The sequence below is a fragment of the Clostridium tanneri genome, from assembly GCF_033659955.1.
Taxonomy (GTDB): Bacteria; Bacillota; Clostridia; order Clostridiales; family Clostridiaceae; genus Clostridium_AM; species Clostridium_AM tanneri.
The window spans coordinates 1-8,070 of sequence record NZ_JARUJP010000045.1 but is presented as its reverse complement, the minus strand read 5'-3'; the positions used below and the strand labels follow the sequence as shown (position 1 = coordinate 8,070).

General features: G+C 32.9%; 7 protein-coding genes. 4 read left to right on the top strand and 3 right to left on the bottom strand.

All coding sequences use genetic code 11. From position 1 onward, the window contains the following. Nucleotides 1–218: 218 nt before the first annotated feature. The 3 genes from P8V03_RS18545 to P8V03_RS18535 form a co-directional block, all read right to left on the bottom strand. Nucleotides 219–1,328, bottom strand: coding sequence for a uroporphyrinogen decarboxylase family protein (locus P8V03_RS18545; protein WP_318799308.1), 1,110 nt, complete (start codon nt 1,326–1,328; stop codon nt 219–221). A gap of 4 nt (nt 1,329–1,332) precedes the next feature. Next, nucleotides 1,333–1,956 (bottom strand): cobalamin B12-binding domain-containing protein, encoded by a 624-nt coding sequence (locus P8V03_RS18540; protein WP_318799307.1) that lies wholly within the window; start codon nt 1,954–1,956, stop codon nt 1,333–1,335. 304 nt (nt 1,957–2,260) lie between these two features. After that, the gene (locus P8V03_RS18535; protein ID WP_318799306.1) at nt 2,261–3,082 is read right to left on the bottom strand and encodes a methyltetrahydrofolate cobalamin methyltransferase; all 822 of its coding nucleotides are present in this window, start codon (nt 3,080–3,082) and stop codon (nt 2,261–2,263) included. 406 nt (nt 3,083–3,488) lie between these two features. Here P8V03_RS18535 and P8V03_RS18530 point away from each other — a divergent pair, with 406 nt between their 5' ends. The 4 genes from P8V03_RS18530 (at nt 3,489) to P8V03_RS18515 (ending at nt 7,989) form a co-directional block, all read left to right on the top strand. Then, the gene (locus tag P8V03_RS18530; RefSeq protein WP_318799305.1) at nt 3,489–4,784 is read left to right on the top strand and encodes an IS110 family RNA-guided transposase; all 1,296 of its coding nucleotides are present in this window, start codon (nt 3,489–3,491) and stop codon (nt 4,782–4,784) included. A gap of 369 nt (nt 4,785–5,153) precedes the next feature. After that, a complete protein-coding gene (locus P8V03_RS18525) occupies nt 5,154–5,984 on the top strand; it encodes a methyl-accepting chemotaxis protein (protein WP_318799304.1) in 831 nt (276 codons plus the stop codon). A 52-nt stretch (nt 5,985–6,036) separates the two neighbouring features. Beyond that, nucleotides 6,037–6,936 (top strand): LysR family transcriptional regulator, encoded by a 900-nt coding sequence (locus P8V03_RS18520; protein ID WP_318799303.1) that lies wholly within the window; start codon nt 6,037–6,039, stop codon nt 6,934–6,936. 111 nt (nt 6,937–7,047) lie between these two features. After that, nucleotides 7,048–7,989, top strand: a complete 942-nt coding sequence (locus tag P8V03_RS18515; RefSeq protein WP_318799302.1) for an NmrA family NAD(P)-binding protein — start codon at nt 7,048–7,050, stop codon at nt 7,987–7,989. The last annotated feature ends 81 nt before the right edge of the window (nt 7,990–8,070 follow it).

The following is an 8,070-nucleotide window of genomic DNA, read 5'->3' as shown; positions in this document are numbered from 1 at the left end:
GTATTAACTTAGGTGAAAATGATGACTCTCTACCTATACTCTTTTCCTGCTTATTAATTTTACAAGACAAGTAGTTATTATAATCAATTGGTGTAACTAAAAAGTGATTGTATAAACTAAAACTATAAATATAGGCGGTAGTAAAAAAGATGACTTCTATTTAATGCAGAACTCATCTTTTTATATTAAATCATTGTATATACTTAAGTCGTTATCTTTTATTTTCCCGTTGCGGCTGCTATCATAGCTTTTACATTTTCAAGCTTTGCATTTGCAGGTACACTGCAGCCAGAGGAAAGTATAAAACCTGTTCCCATATCTTTTATCAATTGAGTACTGTAATTATATACTTCATCAGGTGTTCCCAATGCTAGTTTTGCGGCATGAACATCACCTTTAATGCACATACGGTCGCCTAATTTTTCTTTAATTTTATAAATATCAGTTGTACCATCTGTTTCAAAAACACAGGTACCTTTAGGAAATTCCCTAAAATAATCTAATCCACGCTCCCAATTAGCATCAACATGGAAACTGGCAGGTATTCCTGTTTCTATTATTGCCTCAGTTATTTTTTTTAGATATTTCCAAATAAACCTTTCCCACATCTTAGGATTGTAGAAATCGGGACATGCGCGTGCCATGGCTACAAATACTGTTACTGGCTCTACAGCATTTTTAACAACTTGCTTCATTGCTTTAATATTGGCATCAGTAATAACATCCATTACTGCCTCTATCTTGTCAGGCATTCTTCTTAAGTCCACCATGAATTTTCCCATAGTACGACCTCCGCTTAAATAATCAATTGGATGTGATATTGCTCCTCCTAAATAAATTGGATATCCCTCATCCTTCATATCCTTATCAAATTGTGGACATTTTAATGCCCACTCACCTACTGCTGCTAGATCTACATTTATTCTTGTAGAATGATAGTTCGCTTGAAAAACCTCAAATCCATTGTTTAGTATAGTATCATAATCATCAGTAGTCATTACTTCACGTTCATCAATCTGCCAAAGCATATTGTCGGGAAGTTCACGTCCCGGGAGTTTTAAATTAGAGAGACATATCATCCCTGAAAGTTGTGCAGTTGAACAGGAACCACTTGCTGCATCAATATCACCAAGCAATTTCGTTCCATCTATCATAACCTCATGAGATTTATTTAGATCCAATACAAAATCAGATAATTTAACGCCAGTTGCAGTAGCAAGGAAAGCATCTACAAAAGGAATGACAGGTGTTCTGTCGTTTTTTTCTAATTTTATTGCTTTCTTGATTCTTGTTATACGTTCATTATACAATTCTTTCGTTGCTTCCATATAATTATACCCCCACAAACTGTTTACAGTAATCTACAGTATTCTGTGCATTTTTCGCTACTATATCCGCTTTTACATATTTACCAGTGGCTTCATCAATAGGACCTCCCCCTATTAAAACCTTTACACCATTTCTAAGTCCTGCATCTTTTATTGCTTGTATACACTCTTTTACATTATCAAAACATGTAGTCAAAAGACATGATATACCCACTACTTTAGGTTTATATTGCCTGATAGCTTCAATGAATTTTGCTGTAGATACGTCAACTCCTAAGTCTATAACTTCAAAGCCATTACTTCTCATTACTGTAGTTACAATGTTTTTTCCGATGTCATGTATGTCATCATAAATAGTTCCTAAAACAAAAACTCCATTTTTGGATTTTCCGGACTTATCCATGCCTCCGAATAACTTTGTAGCCTCATTGAATACTTCTGCAGACATGATAAGCTCTGATAAGAAGTATTCCTTACTTTCAAATCTCTTTCCTACTATGCTCATACCTTCCTGTAAGCTTTCTATAATTTCTAGTGGTTCTACTCCTCGATTTTTTAATGATTGTACCTCTTCTAATACAACATCTTCATCAAGGGCAGCCATAGCTTCAACTAGTCTTTTACTCATAATATCTCCTCCTTCAAAAACTTGATAATTTATATATAGTTTGAATTTTTATATCACACACTTTTCTCTTGATTATTAATAAAATATATCAATTTACTAAGGATAAAATATAGCTTATCCTTAATGCCACAGTTGCTAATGCTGCATTTATCAATACTGTGGGATTGTTGGTAATACGGGATACTCTAACTGAGATCTATTAACGTGGGATTTATTAATAACTTAATGTTCGTCTTAGTAGCATATTTATCCTTAGTAAAGAGATGGGCTTTAGCAAATTGAAAGCACTCTGAATCAACAACTGTTATTGTTTTTTTATACTTTCTATATATTCATATAAACCTTCACGAAATCCTTTTATAAACTTTCTTGAGAACCTGTCTTGTCCAAGTAATGTTTGAGATGCAAGTAGTGCTGCTCTCATTTCTTTATTGGTTGGGTCTAAGATATACGAATCCATTCCTCTAGCCATAGTTTGTACCATAAATAATCTATTCAATACTTTTCTTGCAGGTAGACTATAGGATATATTGCTTAGTCCGCAGGTAGTATGTACTCCTGGATGGCTTTCCATGATCTGCTGTATTGCAGATAAAACCTCTATTCCATTCTTTTCTCCTGCACTTATTGGTTTTATTAGGGGATCTATATATATGTCATCTACATTAACTCCCTCTGCAGTTAACTTTGTGATTATTGTATGTGCGATTCTTATTCTATCTTCGTTTGTTTTAGGCATACCACCATCATCTATACATAATGCTACAATTTTAGCATTAAACTCTTTTACCAAAGGTAATACAGCATTCCATCTTGGAGTTTCATCTGTTATAGAGTTGATCATTGGTTTACCGTTTTTAGCTTTCATTAATCCTGCTCTTAAAGCTAATGGGTTAGGACTGTCTATACATAATGGTAGATTAGTTGCTTGAAGTATATTGTCAACTAGCCATTCCATAGTCTCAATTTCAGTCTCTATGCATGTACCACAGTTAACATCAATGTATGTTGCCCCTGATTCTTCTTGAGCTTTTGTAATTTGCTGTATATACTGTCCGTCTCTCTTTTCAACAGCTTCACGTATTGATTTTCTACTTGTATTTATTAATTCTCCGATAATTAACATTTATTTTTACCTCCTTGTATAATACAGTCATAACATTCAATAGAAAACTATCTATGTTATTTATGAACATTACAACTCAATTTTCTCTTATTATTCTTAATTTTTTTACCCGATAGGGTTCGTATTTCTACTCTAACTTAGTTTTCTATTTTTCCCTAATGGGAAACCAAATTAGTAAATATTGATGTATAATATCTCCTGAATAGAGGATAGATGGACACCTCCTGGGAAGTGACTCTACCGAGTCATTATTACCCGTAAATTAGCATATCATTCCATCAGTGAGATTCTGTGTTTAGCTGGTTAGGTTTCCCTCCGGGAATTACCTGTGTCACAAACAAGGTTACAAAATTACTGATAGAAATGGAATATCTATTCTATCTCATAAACAAAGGAGATAATATATATGAGTAAATTTCTTTATAGACCAACAGTTGGAATTGATGTATCAGCAGATTTCTCAGTAGTTGCTATACTAGCACCTGACGGTGAAATTTATAGAAAGCCTTTTAAGATTATACATAATAGAAATGGTTTTGATTACCTAGTAGATCAAATTAAAAAAGTGGAAGAAGAGTTTAACATGAAAACTGGCATTTTCATGGAATCTACTGGCATATACCACCTTACTCTTTTCCACTTTCTTAAAGATACATTTGAAGTGTGTATCCTTAATCCACTCATTACTAATTGTAACAAGAATGGTGACATAAGAAAAGTGAAAAATGATAAAAAGGATGCATTAACCATTGCTACTATAGATAAATTTCAAAATGTTAAATATTCTTCTAATTTTGATGTTGAAATCTATACTTTAAAGTCTCTTTGCAGAGATTACTATAAATTTACTGATAGTAAATCTACATTTAAGAAAAAGCTTTCTACTGATTTAAGAGTTATATTTCCTAGTTATAGCTCTGTCTTTTCAGACATTACAGGTAAAACGTCAACTGCTATTCTAAAAAAGTATTCTAGTCCCGAAGCAATTATAAATGCTGATAGAGATGAATTCATTAACCTCATTTCAACTAATTCGAGAAAAGGACTAGCGCATAGTGAAAAAACTTATAAAAAGCTATATGATGTTGCGGAAGAAGCTGTTTACATTGGTCTTAAATCACCAAGTTTATTTATAAAAATAATTAATACTATTGCAGTAATAGAATCATTGGAAATCCAAATTGAAAACCTATTAGCTGAAATACATATATTAATGCGTAGTGATAGAATTTCTGATGAATTTAAGAAAAATGTACAATTGATTTACTCAATACCAGGTGTTGGTGAAATAACTGCCATCACAATAATGAGTGAAATCGGCAACATTAAAGGTTTTGTTAAACCTAAACATTTAGTTGCCTATTTCGGCTTAGATCCTTCTGTTACCCAATCTGGTAAATTTAACAGTGACAGAAATACTATGTCTAAACGTGGTACCAGAATTGGGCGACGAGCCCTCTACGCTGTCGCATTAGCTTCTGTGAGAACTAATAGAAATGGCGAACCTATAAATAGAGTTCTACTTAATTTCTATAATGAGAATATGAAAGGTAAAAGTAAGAAAGTAGGCTTAGTTGCAATAATGCATAAGCTAATTAACTACATATTCTCTGTTCTTAAAAACCAAAAAGAGTATGAACAGCGTGACCCTAAAATACATACAAAAATGTATCTTAATAAGCTATCTAAACCAGCAGCCTAACGGCTAAAATAATTAGGAGTCAATTTCCATTGTTCGTGTTTTTCAATGGATTTTTTGTGATGCCCATTTTTATTAATAAAATTTTTTATAAAAAATTATTGACTTTTACTAGCTGGTCTAAAATATATAATGGAATCCTAAAGGCTTTTAACATTTTGTAAATATACTGCTAACTTAATTATTTACTAACATTATATAATAGGTAAGATATTCTAATTAATATACTCATAATACCAAATAGTTAGTTGCAAATTATACTCAAAGTACAGTTGGTGAAAAAAGATGGCGGTTTTATCTTACCGAATATATTTTTATGAGCGTAAATATGATATACTTATTAGCAAAAATGTAGATAAGAGGTGAAAACTGATGGTTGATAAGAATTTACAAACACTAATAGATGCAGCTCCTTTTTTGAAAAGGTTTTTACATCAAGATATCGCTATGGCCGTATGTGACAGAACTAGTTATCTTGCAATTGTCCAAGGAGATAAAATAAAGCTTCCTTTTAACGTTGGTGATTCGCTGATAGAAAAAGGTTATAAAAACGTGATTGATGAAATAGCAAGAACTAAAAAAGCATACATCAGTATTATTCCAAGGGACGTTTCAGGTATAGCAATTAGATCTACTATCGATCCTGTTCTTAATTCGAATAATGAAGTTATAGGTTTTTTTTGTATAACACAGAGCATGGAGAAAGAATCACACATTGAAGAGTCTTCAGAGGACCTTACTGCATCGCTTGAAGAAACAAATGCTTCCGTACAGGAAATTGCTGAAGGAGCAAAATCCTTAAATAATATGGTTAACTCTATAAGAGATAACGCTAAAGTTGCAGAAGAAAGTATAAAATTGGGGAACAGTTCAATTGATTTAATACAGGCAATTTCAGCTCAGTCGAACTTACTAGGGCTAAATGCTGCTATAGAGGCTGCAAGGGCTGGTACTCACGGAAAAGGTTTTTCTGTTGTTGCCACAGAGATGAGAAAGCTTGCAGGCCAAAGCAAAGAAACGGCTAAAAAGGTATCTGAATCTTTAGAGGAGATTGGAAAGACATTAGAAGCAGTATTAAAAGATATAAATGAAGCTGGGTTTATTGCTAATAGCCAATCTAACGCTACAAATGAAATATCTAAGACTATTGATATAATAACTAACAGAGCGATGGACCTAGTTAGGTTGTCAAAACTTGAATAACATCATTACATATCTCAATATCATTAATATAAAATTATGGGGTGATTAAACAATGGATATAAGAAAGCTTGAGTATTTTTTAGCTGCTGTAGAGGAAGGAAGTTTTACGAAAGCAGCCTTAAAATGTTATATTTCACAAACTGCAATTAGCCAGCAAATTGCATCTATGGAACAAGAACTAGGATTGAAATTGTTTGATCGAAGTGAATACCGTCCTAAATTGACTTTTTCAGGAAAAAGCTTTTATCAAAGTAGTAAACAGCTTGTAGAGAAATATTATGAAGCTGTACGTAAAGCAAAATTATTAGAACAAGGGTATCATGGTAGTATTAGTATTGGAATAACTGGACCAATAGAAAAAAAATTTTTGCCTCCTGTTTTGAGAAGGTTTTCAATGAAGTATCCAGACATTAATATTCAGATGAAAGAAAAGAATTTTTCACAATCAGTTAAGGAATTAGAAAAGAACACTGTAGATGTTGTGTTCGGAATTGGGCATGATATTGAAGGAGCAAAAAATGTTGAGGTATTTCCTCTTTTTACTAGTAATATATGCGTGATTACAGCTGTTAACCATCCATGGCATGAGCAATCTGAAGTATATGGATATGATCTGAGGAATGAAAACTTAATAGTATTTTCTAAGGATTTTAGTACAGTATATTATCAGTCTGTGGTTGATGCCTGTAGAAAAGATGGTTTTGAACCTAATATTGAAAAGGAAGCAGACTCCTTTGATGAATTGCTTCTTATGGTTAGTGCGAATAATGGAGTAGCAATAGTTTCAGAAGAGGTAATGACTCAAGACGACAATATACATATGTTAAAGTTAAAAGATACACATCATAAGTCAGAATATTGCATTGCAAGAAATAGAACAAACAAAAAACCTATTATTGATGATTTTATTAAAGCTACTCTGGAAGGGTTTAATACTAAAAATCATAAGTAATGCTTCTAATGTTTATTGTGTTTTTCCGTTATCTTTTTTATAGCATATCCAATATAATTAAGTTAACAAATTAGTTAATTTTATAACAAGATAAATAAAAGGAGAATGTTTATGGGAAAGATAATAATGACAGGTGTTGACGGTAACTTTGGCGGCTTTGCAGCTAGAAGTATCATGAAAAAAGTGCCATTTGAAAATTTAATTTTTACGGCTCCAAATTTAAAGACTTTAGAGCAGTATGCTAATCAGGGAGTTGAAACTCGTCGTGCAGATTTCAATGATCCTGCTCAGTTAAAAGAAGCCTTTGAGGGTGGCGAAGTCTTGCTTTTGATTTCTATGCCTTTTGTTGGGGAAAAGAGAAGAAATGCACATAAGAATGCAATCGATGCTGCGGTGGCAGCAGGAGTAAAGAAAGTTATTTATACATCTATCGTAGGAAGTGGTGATGACACCTGTGAATCCTACGAAAAAGTAGACCATCAGTATACAGAAAACTATATTTTTTCCACGGACTTAAAGTATGTAATCTTAAGAGATTCTCAGTATTGTGAAGCAATGATTTCTGCATTTGAAGATGCTGCTAATAAGGATGGTATAGTTGCTACTAATATGGGTGATGGACGTATGGCTTATATTGCAAGAAATGATTGTGCAGAAGCAGCAGCCTGTGCTGCAGCTGGGGCAGGGGAAGATAACAAAATTTACTATATCAGTGGTCCAGAGGCACTTACTATAGATGAATTTGTAAAAATTGGAGCTGAAGTAACAGGAAAAAAAGTAGCTTATTCCTTTATTGATGATGATGAAATGTATAAATTTTTTGATTCTATTGGTGTTCCAAGATATACAGATGGAGAATGGGCAGAGAGTGCAAAAGCGTTTCCATTTTGTTCTACAGGGATGGTAACCTTTGGAGCAGCAATAAGGAAAGATCAGATGAGCTTCTGTACTAACGATTTTGAAATGCTGACTGGTAAAAAACCAATGAGTGTACGTCAAATGTTTGAAGACTTGGAAAACCACAGAATTGGGACAAGAACATCTACAGATTAGTTAGTGCATGATTTAATTTTACATAAATATGGTGAATTGGAAAATAAATTTTTTATATTTACATAAACCTCGCAAGCATTA

Excerpts from the sequence above, each read along its gene's own strand:
- P8V03_RS18545 (WP_318799308.1), bottom strand. The coding sequence starts at position 1,328 with ATGGAAGCAACGAAAGAATTGTATAATGAACGTATAACAAGAATCAAG.
- P8V03_RS18540 (WP_318799307.1), bottom strand. The coding sequence starts at position 1,956 with ATGAGTAAAAGACTAGTTGAAGCTATGGCTGCCCTTGATGAAGATGTT.
- P8V03_RS18535 (WP_318799306.1), bottom strand. The coding sequence starts at position 3,082 with ATGTTAATTATCGGAGAATTAATAAATACAAGTAGAAAATCAATACGT.
- P8V03_RS18530 (WP_318799305.1), top strand. The coding sequence starts at position 3,489 with ATGAGTAAATTTCTTTATAGACCAACAGTTGGAATTGATGTATCAGCA.
- P8V03_RS18525 (WP_318799304.1), top strand. The coding sequence starts at position 5,154 with ATGGTTGATAAGAATTTACAAACACTAATAGATGCAGCTCCTTTTTTG.
- P8V03_RS18520 (WP_318799303.1), top strand. The coding sequence starts at position 6,037 with ATGGATATAAGAAAGCTTGAGTATTTTTTAGCTGCTGTAGAGGAAGGA.
- P8V03_RS18515 (WP_318799302.1), top strand. The coding sequence starts at position 7,048 with ATGGGAAAGATAATAATGACAGGTGTTGACGGTAACTTTGGCGGCTTT.